Annotated in this window: 25 protein-coding genes, 1 tRNA gene and 1 other RNA gene; 11 read left to right on the top strand and 16 right to left on the bottom strand. The window is 69.1% G+C overall.

What is annotated here, in order from left to right; translation table 11 throughout:
* The 5 genes from RWQ91_RS17030 to pta all read right to left on the bottom strand — a co-directional run.
* A partial coding sequence (locus tag RWQ91_RS17030) for a DNA polymerase III subunit gamma and tau (RefSeq protein WP_314508372.1) occupies nt 1-1,205 on the bottom strand: 1,205 nt, incomplete at its 3' end.
* A 70-nt stretch (nt 1,206-1,275) separates the two neighbouring features.
* Nucleotides 1,276-3,792: a glycosyl hydrolase family 65 protein gene (locus RWQ91_RS17025; RefSeq protein WP_314508370.1), complete on the bottom strand. Its 2,517-nt coding sequence runs from the start codon at nt 3,790-3,792 to the stop codon at nt 1,276-1,278.
* Nucleotides 3,789-4,577 carry a beta-phosphoglucomutase family hydrolase gene (locus RWQ91_RS17020; RefSeq protein WP_314508369.1) on the bottom strand — a complete coding sequence of 263 codons (789 nt, stop codon included), beginning with the start codon at nt 4,575-4,577 and terminating at the stop codon, nt 3,789-3,791. Before RWQ91_RS17020 ends, RWQ91_RS17025 begins: the two co-directional genes overlap by 4 nt.
* A 112-nt stretch (nt 4,578-4,689) precedes the next feature.
* Nucleotides 4,690-5,916 carry an acetate kinase gene (locus tag RWQ91_RS17015; RefSeq protein ID WP_314508368.1) on the bottom strand — a complete coding sequence of 409 codons (1,227 nt, stop codon included), beginning with the start codon at nt 5,914-5,916 and terminating at the stop codon, nt 4,690-4,692.
* A gap of 97 nt (nt 5,917-6,013) precedes the next feature.
* A complete protein-coding gene (pta, locus tag RWQ91_RS17010; protein WP_314508366.1) occupies nt 6,014-8,158 on the bottom strand; it encodes a phosphate acetyltransferase in 2,145 nt (714 codons plus the stop codon).
* Nucleotides 8,159-8,202: 44 nt separating this feature from the next.
* Between pta and RWQ91_RS17005 the strand changes: the two genes are divergently transcribed.
* The gene (locus RWQ91_RS17005) at nt 8,203-8,898 is read left to right on the top strand and encodes an NUDIX domain-containing protein (protein WP_314508364.1); all 696 of its coding nucleotides are present in this window, start codon (nt 8,203-8,205) and stop codon (nt 8,896-8,898) included.
* 15 nt (nt 8,899-8,913) lie between these two features.
* Here the strand turns inward: RWQ91_RS17005 and ffs are convergent.
* An RNA gene (ffs, locus tag RWQ91_RS17000) (signal recognition particle sRNA small type) lies at nt 8,914-9,010 on the bottom strand.
* Nucleotides 9,011-9,208: 198 nt separating this feature from the next.
* Between ffs and RWQ91_RS16995 the strand changes: the two genes are divergently transcribed.
* The 4 genes from RWQ91_RS16995 to RWQ91_RS16980 all read left to right on the top strand — a co-directional run bounded on the left by RWQ91_RS16995 (nt 9,209) and on the right by RWQ91_RS16980 (nt 13,837).
* Nucleotides 9,209-10,210 carry an AAA family ATPase gene (locus RWQ91_RS16995; RefSeq protein ID WP_399546723.1) on the top strand — a complete coding sequence of 334 codons (1,002 nt, stop codon included), beginning with the start codon at nt 9,209-9,211 and terminating at the stop codon, nt 10,208-10,210.
* 7 nt (nt 10,211-10,217) lie between these two features.
* Complete coding sequence (locus RWQ91_RS16990) at nt 10,218-11,465, top strand: DUF58 domain-containing protein (RefSeq protein ID WP_314508362.1); 1,248 nt, start codon at nt 10,218-10,220, stop codon at nt 11,463-11,465.
* The gene (locus RWQ91_RS16985) at nt 11,452-13,725 is read left to right on the top strand and encodes a DUF3488 and transglutaminase-like domain-containing protein (protein ID WP_314508360.1); all 2,274 of its coding nucleotides are present in this window, start codon (nt 11,452-11,454) and stop codon (nt 13,723-13,725) included. Before RWQ91_RS16990 ends, RWQ91_RS16985 begins: the two co-directional genes overlap by 14 nt.
* A gap of 27 nt (nt 13,726-13,752) precedes the next feature.
* Nucleotides 13,753-13,837, top strand: a tRNA-Ser gene (locus tag RWQ91_RS16980).
* Nucleotides 13,838-13,973: 136 nt separating this feature from the next.
* Here the strand turns inward: RWQ91_RS16980 and RWQ91_RS16975 are convergent.
* Nucleotides 13,974-14,384, bottom strand: a complete 411-nt coding sequence (locus RWQ91_RS16975) for a hypothetical protein (protein WP_314508358.1) — start codon at nt 14,382-14,384, stop codon at nt 13,974-13,976.
* A 405-nt stretch (nt 14,385-14,789) separates the two neighbouring features.
* Here RWQ91_RS16975 and RWQ91_RS16970 point away from each other — a divergent pair, with 405 nt between their 5' ends.
* Nucleotides 14,790-15,194: a DUF3806 domain-containing protein gene (locus RWQ91_RS16970; protein ID WP_314508356.1), complete on the top strand. Its 405-nt coding sequence runs from the start codon at nt 14,790-14,792 to the stop codon at nt 15,192-15,194.
* Nucleotides 15,195-15,312: 118 nt separating this feature from the next.
* Here RWQ91_RS16970 and RWQ91_RS16965 read toward each other — a convergent pair whose 3' ends face one another.
* Nucleotides 15,313-15,531 (bottom strand): three-helix bundle dimerization domain-containing protein, encoded by a 219-nt coding sequence (locus RWQ91_RS16965; RefSeq protein ID WP_314508354.1) that lies wholly within the window; start codon nt 15,529-15,531, stop codon nt 15,313-15,315.
* A gap of 208 nt (nt 15,532-15,739) precedes the next feature.
* On the opposite strand from RWQ91_RS16965, the gene RWQ91_RS16960 reads away from it, so the two are divergent.
* Nucleotides 15,740-17,809: a PhoX family phosphatase gene (locus RWQ91_RS16960; protein WP_314508374.1), complete on the top strand. Its 2,070-nt coding sequence runs from the start codon at nt 15,740-15,742 to the stop codon at nt 17,807-17,809.
* 89 nt (nt 17,810-17,898) lie between these two features.
* Here the strand turns inward: RWQ91_RS16960 and RWQ91_RS16955 are convergent, their stop codons facing one another.
* The 4 genes from RWQ91_RS16955 to RWQ91_RS16940 all read right to left on the bottom strand — a co-directional run bounded on the left by RWQ91_RS16955 (nt 17,899) and on the right by RWQ91_RS16940 (nt 21,512).
* Entirely contained in the window at nt 17,899-18,843 is a 945-nt protein-coding gene (locus RWQ91_RS16955; protein WP_314508353.1) for a Ppx/GppA phosphatase family protein, read from the bottom strand.
* 42 nt (nt 18,844-18,885) lie between these two features.
* A complete protein-coding gene (locus tag RWQ91_RS16950; protein ID WP_314508351.1) occupies nt 18,886-19,281 on the bottom strand; it encodes a VOC family protein in 396 nt (131 codons plus the stop codon).
* Nucleotides 19,282-19,680: 399 nt separating this feature from the next.
* Nucleotides 19,681-20,208, bottom strand: a complete 528-nt coding sequence (locus RWQ91_RS16945) for a GNAT family N-acetyltransferase (protein ID WP_314508349.1) — start codon at nt 20,206-20,208, stop codon at nt 19,681-19,683.
* Nucleotides 20,196-21,512, bottom strand: a complete 1,317-nt coding sequence (locus RWQ91_RS16940; RefSeq protein WP_314508347.1) for an NAD(P)-binding domain-containing protein — start codon at nt 21,510-21,512, stop codon at nt 20,196-20,198. Before RWQ91_RS16940 ends, RWQ91_RS16945 begins: the two co-directional genes overlap by 13 nt.
* A gap of 88 nt (nt 21,513-21,600) precedes the next feature.
* Between RWQ91_RS16940 and RWQ91_RS16935 the strand changes: the two genes are divergently transcribed.
* Entirely contained in the window at nt 21,601-21,951 is a 351-nt protein-coding gene (locus tag RWQ91_RS16935) for a metalloregulator ArsR/SmtB family transcription factor (protein WP_314508345.1), read from the top strand.
* Nucleotides 21,948-22,640 carry an aquaporin gene (locus RWQ91_RS16930; protein ID WP_314508343.1) on the top strand — a complete coding sequence of 231 codons (693 nt, stop codon included), beginning with the start codon at nt 21,948-21,950 and terminating at the stop codon, nt 22,638-22,640. Before RWQ91_RS16935 ends, RWQ91_RS16930 begins: the two co-directional genes overlap by 4 nt.
* A 27-nt stretch (nt 22,641-22,667) precedes the next feature.
* Here the strand turns inward: RWQ91_RS16930 and RWQ91_RS16925 are convergent, their stop codons facing one another.
* The 4 genes from RWQ91_RS16925 to RWQ91_RS16910 form a co-directional block, all read right to left on the bottom strand.
* The gene (locus RWQ91_RS16925) at nt 22,668-23,333 is read right to left on the bottom strand and encodes a GAP family protein (protein WP_314508341.1); all 666 of its coding nucleotides are present in this window, start codon (nt 23,331-23,333) and stop codon (nt 22,668-22,670) included.
* 95 nt (nt 23,334-23,428) lie between these two features.
* Nucleotides 23,429-23,644, bottom strand: a complete 216-nt coding sequence (locus tag RWQ91_RS16920) for a hypothetical protein (protein WP_314508340.1) — start codon at nt 23,642-23,644, stop codon at nt 23,429-23,431.
* Nucleotides 23,645-23,738: 94 nt separating this feature from the next.
* Nucleotides 23,739-24,170, bottom strand: coding sequence for a hypothetical protein (locus RWQ91_RS16915; RefSeq protein ID WP_314508338.1), 432 nt, complete (start codon nt 24,168-24,170; stop codon nt 23,739-23,741).
* A 122-nt stretch (nt 24,171-24,292) separates the two neighbouring features.
* Nucleotides 24,293-24,682: a glucose-6-phosphate dehydrogenase gene (locus RWQ91_RS16910; protein WP_314508337.1), complete on the bottom strand. Its 390-nt coding sequence runs from the start codon at nt 24,680-24,682 to the stop codon at nt 24,293-24,295.
* 95 nt (nt 24,683-24,777) lie between these two features.
* Here RWQ91_RS16910 and RWQ91_RS16905 point away from each other — a divergent pair, with 95 nt between their 5' ends.
* Both RWQ91_RS16905 and RWQ91_RS16900 read left to right on the top strand, forming a co-directional pair.
* Nucleotides 24,778-25,182, top strand: coding sequence for a PPOX class F420-dependent oxidoreductase (locus tag RWQ91_RS16905; RefSeq protein ID WP_314508335.1), 405 nt, complete (start codon nt 24,778-24,780; stop codon nt 25,180-25,182).
* A 9-nt stretch (nt 25,183-25,191) separates the two neighbouring features.
* Nucleotides 25,192-26,484: an ion channel protein gene (locus RWQ91_RS16900; RefSeq protein ID WP_314508334.1), complete on the top strand. Its 1,293-nt coding sequence runs from the start codon at nt 25,192-25,194 to the stop codon at nt 26,482-26,484.
* Nucleotides 26,485-26,582 lie beyond the last annotated feature (98 nt).

The following is a 26,582-nucleotide window of genomic DNA, read 5'->3' as shown; positions in this document are numbered from 1 at the left end:
GGCGCGGGAGCAGGCGCCCTGGCGGGCGCCGTGGGCGCGGAAGCGGGCGCCGCGGCCGGCACGCCGGAACCGACGCCGACGGACCCGGAACCGGATGCCGCCGCTCCGGTCTGCGCCAGCACGCGGGCCACCATGAGCTCGAGCTGCAGCCGCGGCGAGGTCGCCCCCGTCATCTCGTCCAGGGTCGCGATCACCAGATCGGCGGTGCGCGAGAGCCGCAGCGACCCGTACACGTCGGCCTGCCGCATCATGCGCGCGAGTTCTTCCGGGGGCACCCCCCGCAGCACGGACGCCGCGCCCTGTCCGGTCGCGGCGATCACGATCAGATCGCGCAGTCGCTCGAGCAGGTCATCGACGAAGCGGCGTGGATCCTGACCGGTCTGCACGACACGGTCCACCGCCGCGAACGCCGCGGCCGGGTCGCCCTCGCCGAACGCGTCGACGACCTCATCGAGAAGCTCGGCGTGCGTGTATCCCAGCAGGGCGACCGCGCGCGCATACGTCACCACGGTGCCCTCCGACCCGGCGATCAGCTGGTCCAGCAGCGACAGCGTGTCGCGCGGCGACCCGCCGCCGGCACGGACGACGAGCGAGAGAACACCGGGCTCGGCGGTGACGCCTTCGGTCTCGCACAGGCTCTGCACGTATTCGAGCATCGGCGCGGGCGGCACCAGCCGGAACGGGTAGTGGTGGGTGCGCGAACGGATCGTGCCGATGACCTTCTCGGGCTCGGTCGTGGCGAAGATGAACTTGACGTGATCGGGCGGCTCTTCGACCAGCTTCAGCAGCGCGTTGAACCCCTGCGGGGTCACCATGTGCGCCTCATCCAGGATGAAGATCTTGAAGCGGTCGCGCGCGGGTGCGAACACCGCACGCTCGCGCAGGTCGCGCGCGTCGTCGACGCCGTTGTGGCTCGCGGCGTCGATCTCGACGACGTCGAGGGACCCGCCGCCGTCGCGCCCGAGCTCCACGCAGCTGTCGCAGACGCCGCACGGCACGTCGGTGGGACCGGCGGCGCAGTTCAGGCACCGGGCCAGCACCCGCGCCGACGTCGTCTTGCCGCAGCCGCGCGGGCCGGAGAAGAGGTAGGCGTGGCCCACGCGATCACCGCGCAGGGCGGTCATGAGCGGCTCGGTCACCTGGGACTGGCCGATCATCTCGCCGAACGTCTCAGGACGATATCGGCGGTACAGAGCGGTCGTCACGCACCCACCCTACGACGTGGGTGCGACATGCCGTCCGGATGGGCCCGTCCGCGACGGCGGGTGAGCGCTATCACGCGTCCGCGCCGTGCTCGACGTCCGCTCCGCTGCCGATGATGGGGATCGTCGTGGTCACCGTCGGCACCGACGCGGACAGCAGTGTGCCGTCCTCTCGGCGCACGTCGGCGAACTGCTTCAGCGAGGGCCGTCCCGGGATCACCGGACCCTGCCCGTCGAGCGGGACGACGACGTGTTCCCCCGGTCCGACCGCGTAGGCGGTGCCGCGCACGCTGAACACGAGCGGTTCGCCCTCCTCGGCGGAGACCGTCAGCGCATCGCGGGTCAGGCGCACGCGCAGGGGCGTGCCGTGCCAGTGCAGCGTGAAGGACAGCTCGGGCCAGTCCGCCGGCAGACGGGGATCGAAGGAGAGCTCGCCGAAGTGATCGCGCATGCCGCCGAAGCCGCAGACGAGCGCGGTCCAGACGCCGCCTGCCGAGGCCACGTGCACGCCGTCGGAGGCGTTGTGATGGAGATCTCCCAGGTCGACGAAGATCGACTCCCGGAAGTACTCCAGCGCCAGATCCTGGTAGCCCACTTCCGCGGCGAGGATCGCCTGCACGACGGCAGAGAGCGTCGAGTCGCCGGTCGTCAGCGGGTCGTAGTACTCGAAGTCGGCGAGCTTGTCCTCGTCGGAGAAGTGGTTGCCCTGCAGGAACAGCGCGAGCACGACGTCGGCCTGCTTGAGCACCTGGTAGCGGTAGATCACGAGTGGGTGGAAGTGCAGCAGCAGCGGACGCTGTTCGGCCGGCGTGTGCTCGAGATCCCACACCTCGCGCTCGAGGAAGACCGCATCCTGCGGATGGATGCCGAGGGCCGGGCTGAACGGGATGTGCATCGCCTCGGCCGCGCGGTCCCACGCCTCGGCCTCCGACGGATCCAGTCGCAGGCGGTCGACCATGAGCCGGTAGGCCTCCGGGTCGTCGTCGGCCATCTCGCGGACCGTGCGCGCGGCGAAGCGCAGGTTGAAGCGCGCCATGACGTTCGTGAACAGATTGTCGTTGACGACCGTCGTGTACTCGTCGGGGCCGGTGACCCCGTGGATGTGGAACGACTCTTCGCCGTCGCTGTCGTTCGTGCGCCAGAAGCCGAGTGTCGCCCACAGGCGCGCCGTCTCCACGGCGATGTCGACACCCTCCCGGTGCAGGAACTCGACGTCGCCCGTGGCCCGCACGTACTTGGCGAGGGCGAAGCTCACGTCGGCGTTGATGTGGTACTGCGCGGTGCCGGCGGCGTAATACGCCGAAGCCTCCTCGCCGTTGATCGTCCGCCAGGGGAAGAGCACCCCGTGCTCGTTGAGCTGGTGCGCCCGCCGCCTCGCGGCCGGAAGCATGAGGTACCGCATCCGGATCGCGTTGCGCGCCCACAGCGGCGTCGTGTAAGCGAGGAACGGCAGCACGTAGATCTCAGTGTCCCAGAAGTAGTGGCCGCTGTATCCCGAGCCGGTGACGCCCTTGGCCGGCACACCCTGGCCGTCGGCGCGGGCCGCGGCCTGCGCGAGCTGGAACAGGCACCAGCGGGTGGCCTGCTGCAGGTCGTCGTGGCCGCCGATGCAGACGTCGGAGCGATCCCAGAATCCGTCGAGCCAGACGCGCTGGCGCTCGTACTGGCGCTCGACGCCCTCGATCTCGACGCGGTCGAGGGTGCGGCGGCAGCGGTCGACGAGCTCGCGCGCCGGCACCCCGCGGGAGGTGTGATAGCTCACGAGCTTGGTCACGCGGATCGGGACGCCCGCTTTCGCCTGCACGCGGAACACGTTCTTGGCGATGTCGGGCTCGACGAGCTTGCGGGCGTTGTACTCGTTCTCGGTCTCGATCAGGTGATCGGCCACGACGGCGAGGGTCATGCCGGAGTCGGTCACCCGGTAGGACAGCGCCGAACGCCCGCCGTCTTGCCAGTACTCCTCGGGCTGCAGGACGCGCTCCTGGATGCGCTCGGCCTTGCGCGGGTCGAAACCCGCCTTCTTCGTGGCACTCGGAGTTCCGCCGTAGACGTTCTCGCCGTCTTGGCGGTTGAGCACCTGGCAGTTGATGGTGACCGGGGCGTCGGCGTTGAGGACCGTCACCTCCAGCCGCAGGATCGCGAGGTGCTTCTCCTCGAAGGACACCAGGCGGTCGTCCTCGATGAGCACGTCCTTGCCGGAGGGCGTCGTCCAGCGCACGCGGCGGTGCAGGACTCCCGCGCGCAGGTCGAGGCGGCGCTCGTACTCGCGGACGTCGGCGACGTCCAGCGACAGCGGCTCGTCGTCGACGTACACGCGCATGATCTTCGCGTCGGGCGAGTTGATGATGGTCTGGCCGACTTCGGCGAAGCCGTAGGCCTGCTCCGCATGCCGGATCGGGAAGGTCTCGTGGAACCCGTTGATGAAGGTGCCGTGCTCCTGCGCGAACCGCCCCTCGATGTGGTTGCCGCGCAGCCCGAGGTAGCCGTTCCCCACCGAGAACAGGGTCTCGGTCACCCCGACGTCATCCGAGGAGAAACTGTTCTCGATCAGGGACCACGGGTCGACGGGGAATCGGTCGCGCTCCATCATGCGGGGCTCTCCAGAGAGTCGGAGTCCGAGTCGGATGCCGGTCCGGAGCCGGCGGGCCCGACCAGTTCCGCGAGGTCGTCCACGACGAGGTCGGCCCCGGCCGCGCGCAGCTCGTCAGGGCCGGTGCCGCGGTCCACGCCGATCACGAGTGCGAACCCTCCGGCCGCCGCGGACTGCACACCGCTGATGGCGTCTTCGATCGCCGCGCTGCGGGCGGGGTCGACGCCCAGCATGCGCGCCCCTTCGACGAAGACGTCGGGCGCAGGCTTGGAGGCCAGGTGGTCGCGTTCGGCGATGACACCGTCCATGACGACGGTGAACCGCTCACGCAGCCCGGCCGATCGCAAAACTTCTTCGGCGTTCTTCGAGCTCGAGACGACGGCGGTCGGTATGCCGGCCGCGTCGAGCTGGTCCAGCAGAGCGACCGAGCCCGGGTAGGCCACGATGCCCTCCGCGCGGAGCACGCGCGAGAACACCTCGTTCTTGCGGTTGCCGATCCCGCACACCGTGTTCGCGGAGGGATCGTCGGAGGGATCGCCCCACGGCACCTCGACGTCCCGGCTGCGCAGGAGGCTCGCGACGCCGTCGTAGCGCTTCTTGCCGTCCAGATGGTCGAAGTAGTCGCGCTCGGTGTAGGGCGGCTGAATGTCCCACGCCGCGAAGAGCTCTTCGAACATCGTCTGCCAGGCGTGCATGTGCACTTCGGCGGTGGGCGTCAGGACGCCGTCCAGATCGAACAGGACGGCGTCGTACGACGTGAGATCGGGCAGGGAGTCGTGAGCCACGCGTGAGCCTCCGGGCGAGGGTGGATGTGAAGGTCGGGCGCCACTTCGTGCCGTCCTGCCAGCGTAGTCCGACGGGCTCCGGCGCGGTAACCGCGAGGGGGCCGTCGGATCGTCAGATTCCCGCGGCTTCCAGGGTCTGCCGTGCGATCTCGAGCTCCTCGTTGGTCGGCACGATGAGCACGCTCACCCGCGACGAGTCCGAGGAGATCACCCGGATGCCGCGGCCCGGCGCCTCGTTGCGTGCGGGGTCGATCTCCACCCCGGCGAAGCCGAGCGTCTCGAGCGCCGCGGCGCGCACCGCGGGGGTGTTCTCGCCCACGCCCGCGGTGAAGGAGATGACATCGACGCCGCCGAGCTGAGCGAGGTATGCGCCCGCATACGCGCGCAGGCGGTGCACGTACACCTCGAACGCGAGCAGTGCAGTGTCGTCGCCGCGCTGGATCGCCGCGCGGATGTCGCGGTAGTCCGCCGTCCCGGAGAGCCCGAGCAGCCCGCTGCGCTTGTTCAGGAGGTCATCGAGATCGTCGATGGACAGGTGTGCGCGGCGCGCGAGATGGAACAGCACCGCGGGATCGATGTCGCCCGAGCGCGTGCCCATGACCAGGCCTTCGAGGGGGGTCAGACCCATCGACGTCTCCACCGAGCGTCCCCCGTCGATCGCGGTGACCGAGGCGCCGTTGCCGAGATGGAACACGATCTGGCGCAGCTCGCCCAGCGGCTTGCCCAGATAGTCCGCCGCGGCTTCGCTGACGAACTTGTGCGACGTGCCATGGAATCCATACCGGCGGATGCGGTGCGCGGCGGCCAGCTCGGCATCGATCGCATACGTGTATGCGGCGCGCGGGAGGGTCTGATGGAAGGCGGTGTCGAAGACCGCGACGTGCGGCACATCCGGGAAAGCCTTCTTCGCCGCCACGATGCCGGAGAGGTTCGCGGGATTGTGCAGCGGCGCGAGCACCGAGAGCTCGTCGATGCTCATCTCCACGAGGGGCGTGATCAGCGTCGGCTCGAAGAATCGCGCGCCGCCGTGCACCACACGATGACCGACGGCCGCCGGCGGGTTCTCCACGAGAGCGGGTCCGTTCTGCGCGAACGCATCGATCATCACGGCGAAGCCGGCGGTGTGGTCGGGGATCGGCAGTTCGCGCTCCCACGTCGCGTCGAGCATCGTCGGAGCGGGTCCACCGGTCTGCGGTGCGTAAACGGTGTGGGTGGAACGACCGACGGGTTCCCCGATGCGCTCCACCAGTCCGGATGCCAGGACGGTCTCGGCATCCATGTCGATCAATTGGTATTTGAACGACGACGACCCGCTGTTGACCACCAGGACGACGCTCATTCGCCGCCCCCTCGCTCTTCATGTCCCACTTTTCGCCGTTCTGAAGCGCTCCATCCGACAAAAAGTGGGACATGCGCGATGCGGACGGGAGTCAAGGTCATGCGGAAGCCTCGCCCTGCGCCTGGATCGCGGTGATCGCGATCGTGTTGACGATGTCATCCACCAGCGCTCCGCGTGAAAGGTCGTTGATCGGCTTGTTCAGACCCTGCAGCACGGGCCCGATCGCGACGGCGCCGGCCGAGCGCTGCACCGCCTTGTACGTGTTGTTGCCCGTGTTCAGGTCGGGGAAGATGAACACCGTCGCCCGGCCCGCCACTTCCGATCCCGGCATCTTGGCGGCGGCGACGGCCACGTCGGCGGCGGCGTCGTACTGGATCGGCCCCTCGACGAGCAGCTTCGGAGCGCGCTCGCGCACCAGTGCGGTCGCGGCGCGGACCTTCTCGACCTCGGCGCCCGAGCCGGACTCCCCCGTCGAGTACGACAGCATCGCGATGCGCGGCTCGATGCCGAACTGGGCCGCCGTGGCCGCGGACGAGACCGCGATGTCTGCGAGCTGCTCCGAGGTCGGATCGGGGATGACCGCGCAATCGCCGTAGACCAGCACGCGATCGGCGAGCGCCATGAGGAACACCGAGGAGACCACCGACACCCCGGGCCTGGTCTTGATGATCTCGAACGCGGGACGGATCGTGTGGGCTGTCGTGTGCACGGCTCCCGAGACCATGCCGTCGGCCAGTCCGAGATGCACCATGAGCGTTCCGAAGTACGACACATCGGTCACGGTGTCCGCCGCTTGCGCGTAGGTCACGCCCTTGTGCGCGCGCAGCCGCTCGTACTCCTCTGCGAAGCGCGCCACGTGCACCGCATCGAACGGCGAGAGCACCTCGGCCCGCTGGATGTCGATGCCCAGCTCGATCGCGCGGGCGCGCACCTCGAACGGCTCGCCCAGGATCACGAGATCCGCGATGCCGCGCTTGAGGACCGTGGCGGCTGCGCGCAGGACCCGGTCATCGTCGCCCTCGGGCAGCACGATGCGCTTGCGCTCGGAGCGGGCGCGCTCGATGAGCTGGAACTCGAACATGAGTGGAGTGACCACGGTCGCCCGAGCGACGCCGAAGGCACGCAGGAGCTCGTCGGTGTCGACATTGGTCTCGAACAGCGACAGGGCCGTGTCGTAGCGGCGCTGCGAGTCCGCGGCCAGGCGTCCGCGCGTGCTCATGATGCGCACGGCGGTCTCGTACGTGCCGAGGTCGGTCGTGATGATCGGGACGTTGGAGCCGAGACCGTCCAGCAGCCGCATGATGGGCTCGGGCAGCTCGAAGCCGCCGTTGAGCACGATCCCCGAGATGGACGGGAAGGTCCCGGAGGCGTTGGCCAGAAGGGTCGCGAGGAGCACTTCGGACCGGTCGGCCGGAATCACCACGACCGAGCCCTCGAGCAGGCGCGGCAGCACGTTCACCATGGACATGCCGGCGACGACGACGCCCAGGGCCTCCCTGGTGAGGCGATCGGGGTCGCCGGCGAGCAGCTCGCCCCGTACCGAGCGCATGATGCCGCGCATCGACGGCGCAACCAGCAGCCGGTCTTCGGGGATCGCCCAGACCGGGACCTTCTCGTGCGCGGGTCCGAGCCAGGCGGCCAGCGACCGCTCGATCGCGGCGATCGCGGCAGGTGCGGTGTCGGGATCGGCGCGATTGGCCACGACCGCGAACAGCTCGGCGCGTCCGTGCGCCATCTCGGTCAGTGCGAGGTCCGCGATCTGGCCCATCTCGGACGCGGTGCGCGGGAGGGAGGAGCCGAGCAGCTCGGGCTGGGTCTCATCCTGCGTCGAGCGGCCGCCCAGCACGAGCAGCACCGGAGCGCCGAGGTTGGCGGCGATGCGGGCGTTGTAGGCGAGCTCGGCCGGGCTGCCGACGTCGGTGTAGTCGCTGCCGAGCACGACGACCGCGTCGCACTGCGCCTCGACGGCTTTGAAGCGCTCGACGATCGCCGCGAGCGACGCCTCGGGGTCGGCCCGCACGTCGTCATAGGTGACGCCCACGCACTCGTCGTAGTCCAGATCGACGCCGTCGTGGTCCAGGAGCATCTCGAGGACGTAATCGCGCTCGAGCGTCGACCGCGCGATCGCGCGGAACACGCCCACTCTCGGCGTCGCGTGGCTGAGGGCGTCGAGCACGCCCAGCGCGACCGTGGACTTGCCGGAGTGCCCCTCCGCCGATGTGATGAAGATGCTCTGCGTCACGCTCCCACACTAGGCCCGCGTCCCCGGGCGTTAGGCTCCCGGTCATGACCGCACCGGCATCCCGCTCCCCTCTTCCCGGCGTCGATGTCCCCGATCATCGAGGGCGCACCGGACTGGACCGGACCGGTCGCGACCTGACCGGGAATCCGCGGGTGCGCGTGGTGGACGTGGAGCTGCTGGCGGCGGGCTGGCACGTGCTGCGGCGCACGACTCTGGAGTACCGCGGAGCCGACGGATCGTGGTCGCGGCAGCAGCGCGAGACGTACGATCGCGGAAACGGCGCGACCGTGCTGCTGTACGAGCGCGACCGGCGGACCGTTCTGCTCACGCGCCAGTTCCGCTACCCCGTCTACGTCAACGACCACCCCGACGGCATGCTCATCGAGACCGCCGCCGGGCTCCTCGACGAGGACGATGCCGCCACGGCGATCCGACGGGAGGCCGCCGAGGAGACGGGTGTGGCGATCGGCGAACTCCAGCACGTCTACGACGTGTACATGAGCCCCGGCTCCGTCACCGAGCGCATCCACTTCTTCGCCGCGGCGTACGATGCGGCATCGCGCACGGGCTCCGGCGGAGGACTGGAGGAGGAGGGCGAGGAGATCGACGTGCTCGAGATCGACTTCGACGAGGCGCTCGCCATGATCCGCGACGGCCGCATCCAAGACGCCAAGACGATCATGCTGCTGCACTGGGCGGCGATCGACGGCCCGTTCTCCGCAGGTGCGCTCCGGCACTGAGCGACGCGGCGGGAAAATTGAGACTCTCCGCGAACCCGGCAGAGCCTGGTTACCCTTGCTACGTTTCCGTCCTGGGGGAGTTGGCCTGGATGCCGCCTCGCGGAGAGCTGACACAAGTCTAACAAGACCTGCGACCACGCTCGATCCGCCGCCGGTCGTGCCCCACCGATCCCGCCCGGCGCGCCGCCTGCCGCGGGATGGACAGCCATCTCCCAGACCCATGGCGCACAGCTGCGGGTTACGATCGACGGGTGGGTGAGGATGCCCGCGGACGCCGATCGATGGGGGGTCGCACGTGGCTGAGACGGCGATGACGGATGCCGCTGCCGGCGCGACCGGAGAGATGACCGCCGAGGGCTTCGCCCGGGTCACGGACGGGATCCTCGCCTCGGTCGGGCGCGTGATCGACGGCAAGCCGGATGCCGTGCGCAGTGCGCTGGTGTGCCTGCTCGCCGAAGGGCATCTGCTGATCGAGGACGTCCCTGGCGTGGGCAAGACCATGCTGGCGCGCGCCCTCGCCGCATCCGTCGACGCCACCGTGCGCCGCATCCAGTTCACGCCGGATCTTCTGCCCGGCGATGTGACCGGGGTGAGCGTGTTCAACCCGGTCGACCGCGAGTTCGAGTTCAAGCCGGGGGCGATCTTCGCGCACATCGTGATCGCCGACGAGATCAACCGCTCCTCACCCAAGACGCAGTCCGCGCTGCTGGAGGCGATGGAGGAGGGTCAGGTCACCGTCGACGGTCGCACGCACATGCTGCCCGAGCCTTTCCTGGTCGTCGCGACGCAGAACCCGCTCGAGATGGAGGGCACCTACGCGCTGCCCGAAGCGCAGCGCGACCGCTTCATGATGCGCATCTCGATGGGCTACCCCGATCCGCGCAGCGAAGCGCTCATGCTGCGCCAACGCGACGTCGTCAACCCGCTGGAGGCGATCGCGCCCGTTGCGACGTCCGCCAAGATCTCCCAGCTGATCGGCTGGGCGCGGGCGGTGCACGTCGCTCCGACGATCGAGGACTACGCCGTCGCCCTCGCCGGCGCGACGCGCACGCACTCCGATCTGCGACTCGGGGCCAGCCCGCGGGCGACGCTCCAGCTGATCCGCGCGGCGAAGGTGTGGGCGGCGCTGGATGGACGCGGCTTCGTGATCCCCGATGACATCACCGCTCTTCTCATTCCGGTGTTCTCGCACCGGCTGATCCCCACCCGGTCGGCCGGTGGCGCACGCGCCCGCACCACCGCCGATGCGATCGCCGCGATCCTGGAGCGCATCGCCGCGAACGTTCGCGTTCCCATCGCCGCGCGCCAGTGAGGCTTCGATGAGACGCCTGTGGCCCCTGACCGTCCGCGGCACGGGTGCCGCGGTGCTCGCCGTGGCCTGCTTCGTCATCGCGAACGAGGTCGGGATCGTGGAGCTGATGTACTTCGGCATCCTCCTGATCGCCGTGCTCGTCGCCAGCGTCGCGTCGCTGTACCTGACCCGCCGCACCGACACCGTCACCCGCTCGCTCTCGCCGGACGTCGCGACGGTCGGGCGCGATTCGCTGGTCACGGTCCGCGTCGGCGTGCGCACCGCGCTGCCCACGGCACCGGGCACGTGGCGCGACACCGTGCCCAAAGGCCTGTCAGCCGCGGCGAACGGAGTGTTCCCGGCGCTCGGCTCAGGCCTTCGCGGTGCCGAGCGCATCGTGCAGCTCTCCTACGTGGTCACCGGCGTGCGGCGCGGCATCCATCCCATCGGCCCGCTGCAGGTGACCTCGACCGACCCGTTCGGCCTGGCGCGGCGCACCACCGTCTTCGGCGAGCGCACGCCGGTGACCGTCGCCCCGGCCGTCGTCGATCTTCCTGCGCTGACCAACTTCGCCGGCGAAGCGGGCGGAACGCTGCACACCACGAACAACCAGCTCGGTCAGGGCGCGGACAACCTCATCGCGCGGCCCTGGGTCGCCGGCGACTCGATGCGCCGCATCCACTGGCGGGCGACCGCGCACCGTGACGAGCTCATGGTGCGCCAGGAGGAGCAGGAGTCCACGCCCGAGGCGACGGTGGTGATGGACCGCGGCGTGCTGCGCTTCTCGCCCGAGGCGATGCAGGCGCCGGGCACCGACCCCGGCTTCGAGGCTGCGGTCTCTGCGTGCGTGTCGGTTGTCAGCCGGCTCGTGCACGACGGCTATGCCGTCGAGGTGATCGACTCCGACGGCACCGTGCTGGCCGAGCGCATGGACGGCGGCGACATGACCGAGGTCGAAGGGATGGTCAACCAGTTCGCGAGCCTCACGGCGAGGCGGGACGACCACCTCGGCAAGCTGGGGCGCGTCTTCGCCGGAGTCATGACGGGTCCGGTCGTGCTCGTCGTCGGCCGCTTCGATCCGGCGGATGCCGAGACCGTCGCCTCGGTGGCGCACCACAGCACCCTCGCGCTGCTGCTGGCGGTCTCGCCGGTCGCCGACTCGCTCGAGCGCGCCGCGGAACTCGGCTGGCACGCCGCCGCCATCGACCCCGAGGGCGACCTCGCCCTCGCCTGGTCCAGTGCCGCCGAGCGGGGGGTGAGCCATGCCCTCCGATGAGCGCCCGGCGCGCCGCGCCGCCGATCTGACGCTCACGATCGGCGTGCTGGTCGCGGTCTTCGCCGCCCTGCTGCCGCTCATGCGGGTGGTGCGTCCGAGCAGCTGGCTGCTGGGCGCGATCGTGCTGTCGGTCGCCGTGCTCGCCGCGGGCTTCATCGCACGCCGCTACCGGCTGCCCGCGCTGGCGGTGAGCCTGATCGAGGCCGGCGTCTGGGTCGGGTTCATGATGCTCGTGTTCCTTCGCGACACGGCGCTGCTGTGGATCATCCCCACGCCGCAGACCGTCCGCGCTGTGCCCGGCCTCCTCCAGGCGGCCGGTGAGGAGATCGCCCTCGGCGCGGCCCCGCTCAACGCGAGCATGGCTCTCTCGCTTCTGATCGTCGGTGGCACGGGGCTGCTCACGATCGTGGTCGACCACGTCGTCCTCACTGCCCGGATGCCGCTCCTGGCCGGCATCGGACTCATCGCGGTCTCGCTCATCCCCTCCATCGCCGTGCCGGGCGAGGTCGACGTGATGGCGTTCGTGCTGCTGTCCGCGGCGATCCTGTTCCTCATGCGCACCGACACGCGCTCCCGGGAGGAGCCGACGGGTCGTGAGGCGACGCGCACGGCCGGCGTTCCCGCCACTGCTCTGGGCATCGGCGCGATCGCGGTCGTCGTGGCCCTGGTCGCCACCCCCCTGCTCCCGCAGCCGATCGCGCGAGCCGGTTCCGGCACGATGGGCACCGGGCCGGGGATCGACGCGACACTGCAGCTCGGCGATGACCTCCGGCGTCCGCGCGAAGTCGAGGTCATGCTGGTGCGCAGTGATGCGCCCACCGCGCCGTATCTGAGGGCGACGACGCTTTCGCAGCTCGAGGGCAGCGTCTGGGAGCCCGACAAGGTGCGGACGGTCCCGCTCGAGAACGAGACCGCGCTCGGCGGAGTCGAGGTGAACCCCGACATCCGCGTGATCGAATACACCACGAGCGTCGAGGTCACGAACCTGTCGTCTCCGTGGCTTCCGATCTCCTACCCCGCAGTCTCCGTCACCGGGCTGCAGGGACGCTGGGCCGCCGCCCCGTACAACCGCACGGTCGTGACGCAGGCCTCGTCGACGCAGGGTCAGAACTACGAGGTCGTCACGAACGTGCCCCGCCCGACGCTGGAGCAGATCCGCGCGGCACAGGCGGGCGGGCCCGACCAGCGCGACGGCACCACCGCGCTGCCGGACGAGATCTCCCCGCTCGTCGGCGACCTCGCCGCCGAGGTGACCGCCGGCACCACCAACGACTACGACGCGCTGGTGGCCCTGCAGACGTGGTTCCGCGGGACGGACTTCCGGTACTCGCTGGACGCACCCGTCGAGGAGGGGTTCGACGGGTCGGGCACCGACGCGGTCGCCCGGTTCCTCGAGGTGCGCGAGGGATACTGCATCCACTTCGCCTCGGCTTTCGCGCTCATGGCGCGCACGCTCGGAATGCCCAGCCGCATCGTTGTGGGCTACCTGCCGGGCAGCGCCACGAGCGACGCGATCGATCGTGAGACCGTGTACTCGGTCTCGAGCGGCCAACTGCACGCATGGCCCGAAGTTCAGTTCCAGGGCATCGGGTGGGTGCCGTTCGAACCGACCAACGGCCTGGGGGTGCCGACGAGCTTCACGGCCGCGGGCTCAGCTCCGGGCGGAGCGGATGATCCTGCCGCGGCGACGCCGGCGCCCACATCCTCGGCCTCACCCGGCGCGGGCCTGGACCCCGACCAGGCCGACACTGAGCAGGGCGGCGGCGAGGCGGGCGCGACGGGCACCGCCGTGAACCCGCTGCCTGCGCTGACCGTCATGCTCGGCATCCTCTTCGCCCTGGCGATTCCCGCGCTGCTGCGCGAACTGCGCCGACGCCAGACGCTCGCGGCGGCACGGAGCGGGGATGCCGCGGCAGCGTGGCTCGCCGTGCAGGACGCGGCGATCGACCTGGGGATCGATGTGCCCGCGAGCGAGACGCCGCGCGCGCTGGGCACCCGGCTCGTGCAGGAGCACGGCGCGCCCGCGACCGAGATGAGCCTGCTGATCAGCGCCATCGAGCGGGCGAGCTATGCGCCCGGGGGCAAGCACGCCTTCTGGCAGGGCGATGCGATCGCGGATGCCGCCACCACCGTGCGCGGCGCACTCCTGGCCGGCGTCGACACGCCCCGCAGGGTGCTGGCCGTCCTGGTGCCGCGATCGCTCATCGTCCGTCCCGGGAGCCTCTACGCGGGTTCGGGAACGACGGCGCGCGCAAGGTAGGATTGACGACGGCCCGACCAGGGCCACGGAGGATTCGCCTAGTGGCCTATGGCGCACGCTTGGAAAGCGTGTTGAGTGAAAGCTCTCAGGGGTTCGAATCCCCTATCCTCCGCTCCCCCGATCCCCGTGCTGACAAGGGATCGCGACCCGATTTTTCCGTGGCGCAGTTGGTGGCACAGTTCACGCCGATTTCGATGTCCGAAGGGCCCCGATTTTCCGCGGAATGGCTCGGTGCCCAGGGTGCCTCGTCAGTCGACTTCTCCTGACCGGTTGCTTCGAGGGCTGTGGCCGTGAGGCCGGGGCGTCGCGCGAAGGATCTCGCCCATCTCGAACAGCTGCTTCGCGTCACGCAGCGCCACGCGCAGAGCCTGATCCGGGTCCTCGTCGCCGATCACGGCCTTGACGTCGGCACCATCGCGCAGGCGCGCGTGCACCTCGAAGCCCTTGTCGCCAGGGGCCGCGTCAACACGAATGTCCAGCGCATCCGCGACCCGCCGCAGCGGTTCGGGATAGCCGTTCTGAGCGAAGTCCGCCGGATCCCCCAGGATGGTGACCGCCTTCCAGCCATCCGGATGCCGACCATCACCGTCGGTCTCCTGCTTCTCCCTGACCAGTGATCTTGCCACCAGCCCCACCGCCGCCACCCCGACCGCACCCACGGCAACTGCTGTCTTCACGCCCATCTCTGCTCCTTCGATTGGGAGGGTGCGAGACCATCGGAGGCACCCTCGGCTTACACCCAGCGACGATGGGCGCACCGCGCGGTTTACGCTTGTGGGTTTACTTATCCCGGGCGAGCGGAGGACAATACGTCTCGAACAAGCGGTGGCTGCCCCGACGGGTGACCGCGGCACATGCATGCCCCGCGGAGCGAGGGCCGGCCCGAATATTTCTCAGAGACCGGCCCCGAGTTCGTGTATTGCGTTCATGCCGATCGCGTCCTTGCCTGAAGGAATGCGGTTCAGCGGCATCGGCATCGGCATCCGGCAATACGCCGTTCGAATGCCGTTCACCTCGCTCGCCTATGGTGCTTCGAAGCGTCCCCGACGCAGGCGAGGAGCCTCATGAAGGAGATCACCGAACTCACCGAGGATGACTCCGACTGGGTCGGATCGCTGGTGGAGACCTTGCGCACGCTCGGAGTCTCGACCGAGCCTGCCGACCTGGACGAATTCCTGGAGCACGCGCGCCGCACCTGGACACTCGCCGGCGCGGACCCCATGCCCCTCGTCAATCTCGTCGGAGCCGGGGTCGGACACCATCTCGCCACACGCCTCGGACTTCGATGGGTCTACGTCACCGACAAGCGTGGGCAGCGTCTGGCGCTGTACGGCGACTCCTTCAAGACACTCGCCTTTCCGCTGGATGCCGTCGCACGCAGATGGGCGGGAGAGCCGGGCTCGCTGCCGCAATACGTGCATTCGACGAGCGCTGCGATCACTCAGATTCGAACGGGCATGGCCAGCTGAAGCGCACACCATGCATGCGGTTCGGACCTCAGAGCTGCGTTCGGCATGAGAAGTGCTGTTCCGACCCACGCCGCGCTCGCCGCCCGGTTCGCAAAGCCGCCGTCCGGCGTCGACCGGTCTAGGCGGCTTTGCCGTGTGACGATTTGAGCCGGCGAAGCACACTGTGCTCGACGAGGACGGGAACGTACGCGCGCAGCCGGGCGCCGTCGAAGGACTCCAGCTCCTCGGCGATGAGCGCGAACAATGCGCTCTCGTCCACATCGGGGAAGCGCGCATGCAGCCGCTCCGACAGGTACAGGAGTGCCTCGAACTCGGTCTGAGGGTTCGTGCGACTCACGTATCGATTGTGCCCCCGAACACGCACGCAGGGAGGCGCTGGACTTTCGCGCCGGTGCGGGCTACCCGAAGGCGCCATCGACGTCGTCAAACCGGTAAGCGGTTCACCCGTCGTTCACCATCCCGTCCCCCCGCGTCGGTGGGACGGGATGGCCGGCGCTGGCACACTGGCCAGGATTCCCCCCGATCGCAAGGAGACCAGAGTGAACATGCACAGCGCGGATGCTGACGGACAGGCCACGCGGAGGCGCTTCCTCCCCATGCTCGGGCACACCACCGGCAAGCGCAGCGCGGTCACCTGCGAGCTGAAATGCGACAACGCCTGCTTCCACCCCGCGCCGAACACGAGTGAGAACGAGTACTTCCGCGACGTCGCAGGGCTCGCGTTCTCGCGGCGCGGGTTCCTCGCCGGCGCAGTCGCGAGCTCCGCGGTCGTCATCGGCTACGCGACGCTCGGCGACACTCCCGTCGCCTCGGCGGCTCAGGGCGGCGGCAAGCTCGTCTTCGCACCGATCGCGCCGGTGCCGGCGGTGATCGACCAGTTCGTGGTTCCGGTGGGCTACCAGTGGACACCGATCATCCGATGGGGCGACCCGCTGTTCTCGACGGCTGATGCATTCGATCCCGCACATCAGACGGCGGCGCTTCAGGAACGCCAGTTCGGCTACAACAACGACTATCTCGACATCATCGCCGGCCCCTCCGGTCGCTCCGCGATCCTCGTGGCCAACCAGGAGTACACGAACGAGAACATCATGTTCCCGCCCGCAGCAACGGCGGAGGAACTCGACGAACAGCGCCGCATCGGGATGGCGGCGCACGGCATGGCGATCGTCGAACTCTCGCGCTCCGCGAAGACCCGCCCGTGGAGCTACATCGTGGGAGCCCCCCTGAATCGCCGAATCACGGCATCCACCCCCTTCACCTTCAGCGGACCCGCGGCCGGCTCCGATCTGCTCAAGACCGCGAGCGACCCCACCGGGACGACCGCGCTCGGCACGCTCGGCAACTGCGCCGGCGGCACGACCCCATGGGGCACGGTGCTCTCCGGAGAAGAGAACTTCAACGGCTACTTCCGCAGCGCGGGCACCACCGCGAGCGACAGGCGCTACGGACTCACCGACCGCGCCACATCGCGGGGCTGGGAGCAGATCGACCCGCGATTCGATTCGCGCAACGCCGGATACGAGAACGAGCCGAACCGGTTCGGGTGGATCGTCGAAGTCGACCCGCTGAACCCGAACGAGGCACCGATCAAGCACACCGCTCTCGGTCGGTTCAAGCATGAGGGCGCCAACGTCATCGTCGGCAAGACCGGACACGTCGTGGCCTACATGGGCGATGACGAGCGGTTCGACTACCTGTACAAGTTCGTCTCGGCGGGCACCTTCCGCAACGGAGCGAGCGCGAAGGCGCGCGAGAGCAACAAGCAGCTCCTGACCGCCGGCAACCTCTACGTCGCCCGCTTCACCGGCGACTCGCCGGTCAGCGAGATCACCGGAACGGGCGCGCTGCCCTCTGACGGCCTGTTCGACGGCACCGGCGAGTGGCTCCCGCTCGTCGTGGATGGTGCCAGCCAGGTCGCCGGTTTCACCACCGAGCAGGTGCTGGTCAACACCCGCCTTGCCGCGGATGCGGTCGGCGCCACCAAGATGGACCGCTGCGAGGACGTCGAGCCTCACCCGACCACGGGGCGCGTCTACATCGCATGCACCAACAACACCGACCGCGGTGCCGCCGGCAAGGAAGGAGCGACGGAAGTCAACCCGCGCGTCTCCAACCGCGACGGGCACATCGTCGAGATCACGGAGGCCGCAGGCGACGCGACGGCGACGACGTTCGGCTGGAGCCTCCTCCTGGTGTGCGGAGACCCCGCGGTCAACGCGTCGACGTACTTCGCGGGCTTTCCGGCCGACAAGGTCTCGCCGATCTCGTGCCCTGACAACATCGCCTTCGACTCCGAGGGCAACCTGTGGATCTCCACCGACGGTGCACCGAGCACCATCGGGTACTGCGACGGCTTGTTCAAGGTGCCGCTCGAGGGCGCCGAGCGGGGGCGCGTGCAGCAATTCCTGTCAGTGCCGCGCGAATCCGAGACCTGCGGACCTGTGATCCACGACACAGACACCAGCGTGTTCGTGGCCGTGCAGCATCCCGGCGAGAACGGCACCTGGGCAGCCCAGCGGTCCTACTTCCCCGACTACATCGCACCGGGCGCGCTCGAAGGCGGCAAGTGGGGTGGCCCGCGCCCGGCGGTGATCCAGACCACGAAGGTCTGATCGGGCCGAGCCGACAGCCCTCCCCGACGCAGGGAAGGGGAGGGCCGTCACCCCTCTGACTGGCTGGAGCGCCATCACCTCCCGTCAGCTCACGCGGCGGGTGCGTTCCACGAGAGTGATTCGATGTAGCGCAGCAACACGCCCTCGCGCAGCGCCCATGGGCTGACTTCCAGCTCTTCCACGTCGAGCGCCTTCATCGCCTGGTTCAGGACGACCGCTGCTGCGACGATCTGGAAGGTCCGGTCAGCGGTGATGCCGGGCAACTCCTGACGTGTCTCGGCCGGAATGCGGGCCAGGCGCGGAATCCACGCCTTGAGCTCGCGCCGAGGCAGGACCATGCGCTCGATGCTCGACCAGCCGGGTGCCGGATAGCCGGCGAGCTTGGCGAGGGACCGTATCGCCTTGGACGAGCCGACGACGTGGTCGGGCCGTGGCTGCGAAGCGAAGCGCTCGGCCACAGGCAGGAGCGTGCGCGCGGCGTGCTGACGCAGCGCATCGAGGGCGTCGGGACCGGGCGGATCCTCCGGAAGGAACTGCACGGTCATGCGGCCGGCGCCCAGCGGTACGGATTCGGCGGCATCCGGAAGTTCGTCGGATCCGGCCGCAACCTCCAGCGAGCCGCCGCCGATGTCGAAGAGCAGAATCTGTCCGGCCGCCCAGCCGAGCCACCGGCGTACGGCGAGAAAGGTGAAGCGAGCTTCCGTTTCGCCGCCGAGTACTTCCAGGCTCTGGCCGAGCACTTCCTCGATTCGGGCGATCACCTCTACGCCGTTCGAGGCCTCGCGCACCGCCGATGTGGCCGTGGCCAGCAACTCGTCGACCCCCTCGGAAGCTGCCACCGCGCACGCCTCAGCGACGGCGGCGACGAGCGCGCGCACGCCCTCTTCGGTGATGGAGCCGTCGGGATCGAGGTATCGCATCAGCCGCAGAACGGTGCGCCGGCTCGTGGTCGCGAGTGGGCGTCCACCGGGTCGCACATCCGCGACGAGAAGGTGAACGGTGTTCGAGCCGATGTCGAGGACTCCGAGGCGCACCTTCGGAGCGTAGCGGTCCAACCAGCGCAGTCACCGACCATGTCACGCTCCAGAGTCCGGTGACGCGGTGTCTTGGCCTGTGTGCATCGCGACGTTGATGATCTGACCGGCCGGGTCGCGCACGAAGAAGCGCCGAATGCCCCACGGCTCGTCCTGGATGGGCCGCACGATCTCCGTCCCGTCCGCTCGCGCCCGTGCGTACGCCGCGTCCACGTCGTCGACCTCGACCGAGATGTTCACCGACGTCAGCGCCGGATCGATTGCGGTCGGACTGCGCCAGGCCACGATCAGTTGCGTCGTCGGAGTGCTCGGCGACGCGAACATGAGCAGTCCGTCCTCGTCCATCGCGACGCGGAAGCCCAGATAAGACTCATAGAACGAGCGCGCAGCCGCAGCGTCTTCGGTCACGACAACGGGCATCGCTCTGCGAATGTTCACGCGCTCCGGTTTAGCACCACCCGGCGTGAGTGCACCAGATCGGCGCGCTCCTTGCAGCGGCCTTCGACGATGACCAGTTCAGCGGGCGGAGGGGGTGACGCTCGCACTCACGTTCCTTCTCGGCGTTTCCCTCAGCGTCGACGACGTCCACCGGGGAGGAGCTTGCGCCACAGATCTCCCGCTTGTCGAAGGAACGGCTGGATGGACCGCCAGTGGGTACCGAAGAGTGCCTTGCCGAACGAATGCTCGCTGTCGCTCATGTCGTCCGGGCCGTGACCGCACCTGACAAGGCCACTTCGCACGTTGGAGTGCTCGCCATTCTGGACCCCTTATCGCGTGACGATGAACGTGACGCCTGGGTCCGGGGCACCTGCGTGCAGTCTATGCAACTGAGGGCCCTTACTGCCTCACGACCCCATTCACCGTGCTGCGCCGTTCGATCAACACGGTGTCGCGCCACTGCCCCGCGTGCGCGCCGAGCAGCGACCGTGCGATGCGCTCGCGGGTCCCGATCACGCGGAAGCCGGCCGTTTGGTGAGCGCGGAGGCTGGCGGCGTTCTCAGGGAAGATGCTCGACTGGATCGTCCAGATTCCCGCTCGGTCGGATGCTGTGACGAAAGCATCCAGCAGGAGTCGGCCCAGTCCCTGGCCGCGCGCGTCGCGGTGGACGTAGACGGAGTGCTCGATCACACCCCGGTATGCCGCACGTGACGAGACGCGTGACGCAGCTGCCCAACCGAGCACGCGTCCGCCGCCATCGATTACGACGAGGCGCGGCTCGGTGATCTTGCCGGCGTCGAATTCCTCCCAGGTCGGCGTCTGGGTCTCGAACGTCGCCTCACCGTCCTCGATGCCATGGCGGTAGATCTCCTGCACAGTCGCCCAGTCGGACGGGAGCATGCTGCGGACGGTCGTCACGAGCAGCATCCACCTCCGTCGCTCGCGTCGGTGGAGCAGACCCCGGTCGCGGGCAGCACGAGTTCCACGCGGGATGCCGAGGCGGTGTCGCCTGCCAGCCACGCGGTCACCGACCGCACCTGCTCGTAGCCGGTGGCGAGGAGGAAGGTGGGTGCGCGTCCGTAGGACTTCATGCCGACGACGAAGAACCCCTTCTCCGGGTGGGTGAGTTCGCGGAACCCGTGCGGCTCGACGGTGCCACAGGAGTGCACGTTCGGGTCGATGAGCGGCGCCAGCCGCTTGGGAGCTTCGACGATGTCGTCGAGCTCCAGGCGGATCTCCCGCAGCATGCCGAGGTCTGGGCGAAAGCCCGTGGCGTTCACCACCATGTCGGTCAGGTGCGTGACGACCTCCCCGCGACGGCGGCCGACGAGCTCGACCGTGTCGCCGGTGCGGTGGGCGCGGATGATCTCGAACCCGTCGAGGACGTTGACCCGTCCGTCGGCGACCGCCTGGTCGACGCGGCTGCCGAGGCGGGCGCGGTCGGCCAGTTCGTCGTCGGCCGACGAAGAGACGCGCACCGCCTGGGCGTTGCGAATCAGCCACGTCACGGTGGTACCGGGCTCTTGCCGGGCGAGCTCCACCAACCCCAGGAGGCTGTTGGCCGCGGAGTGGCCCGCGCCGACAACGGTCGTGTGACGACCGGCGAACTGGGCGCGGTCTCGGCCCAGCACGTCGGGCAGCGCGGCGATGACCCGATCGGCGATCTCGCTCATCCCGAGAAGATCGAGCCCGCCCGAAGACAACGAATTCGGCGACCGGTAGGTGCCGGAGGCGTCGATCACCGCGCGGGCGGCGATTTCCTCCATCGCTCCGTCGGCGCTGCGAACGCGGAGCGCAAAAGGCGTGGTGAAGCGCGCCCGACTGCGCGTGCGGTCCATCCCCTCGCGGGTGACGCCGAGCACCTCGACCCCGGTACGCAGTCGGGCGGCGATCGGCTCGAGTGCGGCCAACGGGGCGACGTACTTCTCTACGAGTTCGGTGCCGCTCGGAGCGCGCTCCGGATCCGGCAGCTCCCAGCCCTGGGCCTCGAGCAGTCGCTGGGATGCCGGATCCACCAGGTGCTTCCACGGCGAGAACAGCCGAGTGTGGCCCCACGCGCGAACGCTCGTGGCCGCGGCGTCGCCCGCCTCGAAGATCAGGAAGTCGATGCCGCGTTCCAGAAGATGCGCGGCTGCGGCGAGGCCGATCGGGCCAGCACCGATGATCGCGACCGGAAGGGTCGTCAGGCGATCGTTCTGCACCGCGCGGGGCGTCAGGTCGAGCAGGGTCACAGCATCCTCCCGCAGAATATCGATGGACGTCGATACCCGATTGTGCCCCGCCCTATCGACATCTGTCAATATCGACTATCGTCGATGTATGACCACGACCCTCGACCTGACGGACGTCACAGCAGGCGTTTGCTGCACTCCGCTGCAGCGCGAGCCGTTGTCGGCTGCCGAAGCGGACCAGCTCGCCACGACGATGAAGGCACTCGCTGACCCGACCCGCCTTCGTCTGCTGTCCATCGTCGCGGCATCGGAAGGCTCGGAGGCGTGCGTGTGCGACCTGATCGAACCGGTGGGATTGAGCCAGCCGACGGTGTCGCACCACCTGAAGGTGCTCACCGCAGCGGGCTTCCTCACGCGCAGCAAGCGCGGGACCTGGGCGTACTTCACGCTCGTTCCGGGCGCACTCGATCGCGTTTCGCAGTTGCTCACTGCGTCGTGAGTCCGGACACCACTCGCGCCCTCGCCGGCGAGTTCCTCGGCAGCGCCCTGCTCGCCGCAGTCGTCATCGGCTCCGGCATCGCCGCACAGACCCTGTCGCCCGCCGATACCGGTCTCGCTCTCTTCGAGAACGCATTCGCCACGGCGCTCGGTCTGGCTGCACTCATCCTGATCTTCCAAACAGTCTCCGGCGCCCACTTCAACCCGGTGGTCTCGATCGTCGATGCCCTGCTGCATCGCAAGGGCGTGGGGATCACGACGGCATACATCCCCGCGCAGATCCTCGGATGCATCGGAGGCGCAATCCTCGCGAACCTGATGTTCGCTGAGCCGGGCGTCGCCTGGAGCACGACTGATCGAGCAACCTGGCCACACCTGCTCGCCGAAGTCGTCGCCACTGCCGGTCTGGTGTTGGTGATCTTCGCCCTCGTCCGCACCGGCCGCTCACACCTGGCCGCACCGGCTGTCGGCGCCTACATCGGCGCCGCATACTTCTTCACCTCGTCGACGAGCTTCGCCAACCCCGCGATCACCATCGGCCGCGCCTTCAGCGACACCTTCGCCGGCATCGCACCCACGTCCGTCCTGCCCTACATCGGCGCGCAGCTGGTCGGCGGCGCGCTGGGCTGGGTCTTGATACGAACCTTCTTCCCGGTCGCCATCACCGCGCCGGCGGCATCCGGCGGCTGAGGACCGCCCGCTCCGGACCGCGGGCGCTCACAGCCGGCCGATGCCCATGCCCATGATCAGGATGCCGACAACGGCGAGGACGCCGCTGGTGATGACACCGCCTCGCAGGGTCAGCCACTCGTGCACCGCGACCAATCGAGGCTGCATCCTGTCGGGCGAGGCTGCCGCGACGATGATCGGCAGCGCCACCGTGGTCGAGGCGACGAGCGTGTACAGGCCCCACTGCAGCACATAGCTCTGGAACGATGTCGCATCGGCATACAGCGTGAGGCCGCCGGCCATCGCGAGCAGGATGCCCTTCGGCCGGAGATTGAGGATGAACCCCAGTCCGAGGGCCGATGAGGGGCCGAGCTTGCCTTCCACCCCGGCCAACCTCGAGGTCCGAGCCGTGCCACCCCGACGACGCCGGAAGAACGACACGATCCCCAGCAGCACGACCGCCGCGCCGACGACGATCTCGGCGATCCCGACGGCTGTGTCGGGCTGGCGATCAGTGCGAGACGTGGGAAGGACCTGCGCGACGAGGGATGCCGCCGAGACCGTCAGCGCGATGCCGACGACCCAGCCGATCAGGAACGGCACCGCCGAGCGGGAGCGATTGGGCGAGAGCAGGATCAGGATCGTCGTCAGGATCGGAACCGAACTGATCGCCACGGCCGCCGCGATGATCAGCAGATGCGCGGTCCCCGACACTGCCGCCCCTCCACCCGGTCGAGATCTCGACCCCGTTCGAGTGAACCACATCTCGCGAGGAGGGAGCGCGGCCGTAGGGCCCGTGAAGGCGTCGCTCAGGCAGAGACGTCGTTCTCGATGTCCTCGGCGAGCTCATCGATCGTCTCCGGCCGCAGATCGACGCCTGCTTCGTGCAGCCGATCCTCCAGGACATGGGTGACATCGTCTTCGACGTGACCCTGACGGATCTCGTCCCTCACATCGAGGACGACCTGTTCGACCGCCGCCCCGTCGTCTCCTTCAGCCCCGGTGACTCCGATTCCCGATGTCATCGATACGCCCTCCCGTCTTGTGCGCACCATCACAGCGTGCGACCACCGTGCCTCCCGGCGGTTCGCGACCGTGAGGGGCTTGACAGTCGGTCGTTCAGCTGACGGCGCGCGCGACGAGCTCTCGGAGCTTCTTCTCGACGACCGGCGTCCACGTGTGGGCAGCGAAAGCCACCGGCCACACATCGCCGTCGTCGAGGTTCGCGGGGCCTTCGAAGCCGATCGTCGAGTACCGCGTCTTGAATTTCTGGGCCGGCTGCATGAACACCACGATCTTGCCGTCACCGTTCGCGAAGCCGGGCATGCCGTAGTACGTCTTCGGGACGAGGTCGGGAGCGACTTCGCTCACCGTCTTGTAGAAGCCCTCCGCGAGCGCTTTGTCTTCGGGAACGAGTGCGGCGATCGCGTCCAGCACGGCCTTCTCACCCGCAGCCCGGTTCTTGCCCGCCTTCTCCTGCTCGCGAAGCTCCTTCGCGCGCTGCTTGACCGCCTCGCGTTCGTCAGCGCTCAGGCCTTCGGATTTCGCCATCGTGATCCACCTTTCCTCGTCGTCCGGGCCGCGGCCGGACCGTTGCGTCCAGGCTATGCATGGCCGCATCCGCGGACTTCTCCGATCCTGACCGATCGGTGCGGCAGAAAGCGAGACGGATGTCAGGCGACCTGACGCCCGCACATTCCGCACTCGCCGGTCGCCGAGACCTCCACGAAGCACTCGGGGCACATCGCGCGGGGGGCGGCGTCGACGGCGGCCGGTCGGCGAACCGCGGCTGCGCGCTCCGCGCGAGCGGCGGTGCGCCGCGTTTCGACCGGCGCGACCCGCTCGAGCACCGGCAGATGGGCCTGGCAGTAGAACCGCACGAAACCGGCGTGCTGATTGGGATGCCGGTGCTTCACGGCCCAGAGCTCGGTTCGCGCCCGCAGCTGCGAATCGCCGCCGCACACCGAGCATCGCGTCGGATCACCGGGGACGACGCTGGCGACGATCATGGGCGTCTCGAAAGGGATCTCGTTCCGCCAATCGGAGGTCGAGGTGATCTTCATGAGTGCCTTCCCAGCCGGGGCCATGACCCTCCCCCCAGCGTAGCCCCGCTCTCGCCGCCCGATCCGCCCCGGCCTCCGGCATCCATGATGGAACCATGCGCATCCCCCTTCTGACGGACGACGGCAGACGATTCGCGTCGGACTACCACTTGGCGACGCTGTCGACCATGGGGCCGGGCGGCGGCATCCACGTCGTTGCCGTGGGATTCACCTTCGTCGACGGCATCGTCCGGATCATCACGAGCGATCACAGCCAGAAGGTGCGCAACATCGAGCGCGACCCGCGCGCCACGGTCGCCCAGGTCGGCGGACCGCAGTGGCTGAGCATCGCCGGGAGCGGTGTGATCGAGCGGGAAGCCGATGCCGTAGCGCACGCCGTGTCGTTGTACGCCGGTCGCTATCGTCAGCCGCGGCCGAACCCGCGCCGCGTCGTGATCCGGATCACTCCCGAGAAGGTGCTCGGCTCGTCCGGCCTCTGGGCCTCACAGGGTGCGTGGTAAATTCCGCGCATGACCCTCGCCCGACCCGAGACCGACCCGAACGTCACGCCCCGCCGCCTCCTGCTGCTGGCCGTGCCGGCACTGCTGGTCGGCGTCGTGTGCGCACTGATCCTCTGGACCCTGGAGCAAGCGGCCGACCTGCTGTCTGATGTGCTCTGGGACACGCTTCCCGACGCGATGGGCATCGACCCGAACGGGTGGTGGATCATCCTCGTGCTGACCGTCACCGGACTCGCGGTCGGCATCGCGCTTCAGGTGCTGCCGGGGCACGGCGGGCCGGACTCGGCCACGACCGAGCTCGTCGGCAAGCCGCTCCCGCTGCGCACGCTGCCCGGCCTGGCCGTCGTCACGCTGCTCGGCCTCGCCGGCGGTGTCAGCCTGGGGCCGGAGAACCCGATCATCGCGATCAACACGGCGATCATCGTCTCGGTGTTCGCGCGGTTCATCCCGCAGGTGTCCGGCCAGGTGTCGATGATGCTGGCGGCCGCAGCGACGGTGGGGGCGCTGTTCGGCACGCCGGTCGCCGCAGCCCTGGTCTTCACCGGACTCGTGGCAGCGGTGCGCGGGGGCGGCTCGCTCTGGGACAAGCTCTTTCTTCCGGTCGCGGCGGCCGGCGCGGCATCCATCACGATGCACCTGCTCGGAGCGCCCCCGTTCGCCTTCGCCATGCCCGCGTACGGTCCCCCACAGGCTCTGGACATCCTCATCGGGAGCCTCGTCGCGTGCGCCGTGACCGTGATCGGGCTCGCCGCCTTGGCAGCCTTCCCCGTGGTCTACCGGGCGCTCCACGCGCTGCGGCATCCGATCATCATCACGACGGTCGGCGGACTGATCCTCGGCATCCTGGGCTACATCGGTGGGCCGATCACCATGTTCAAGGGCCTCACCCAGATGGGCGAGCTCTTGAAGGACCCCGGGCAGTACGACGCCGGTCAGCTGGCCGTCATCGCCGGGATCAAGATCGTCGCGCTTCTCGTCGCCGCGTCGGCACTGTTCCGGGGCGGCCGGATCTTTCCCGCGACCTTCATCGGCGTCGCCCTCGGGCTGCTGATCAGCACGCTGTTCCCGTCGCTGAACATGAGCCTGGTCGTCGCGTGCGCGGTGCTGGGAATCGTCCTCGTGGTCGCCCGCGACGGATGGCTCGCCCTGTTCATCGCCGTCGCGATTCCCGGCGACATCGCCCTTCTGCCGGTGATGTGCATCGTCGTGCTGCCCGCCTGGCTGCTGGTCTCGCAGGCACCCGAGTTCCGCATCCTTCCGGCGACGCCCAAGGAGGCGAGCACGTCGGCACGCACCGGCTGACGCTCGGGAGGTATCAGTCGTCCTTGCCTTTGCCTTTGCCTTTGCCCGCTCCGCTTCCGAGCGTCGATCCCGCGCCGCAGCCCACCGTCGATCCCGGC

Source organism: uncultured Microbacterium sp. (assembly GCF_963524805.1).
Taxonomy (GTDB): domain Bacteria; phylum Actinomycetota; class Actinomycetes; order Actinomycetales; family Microbacteriaceae; genus Microbacterium.
This window is presented reverse-complemented; position numbering and strand designations above follow the sequence as displayed.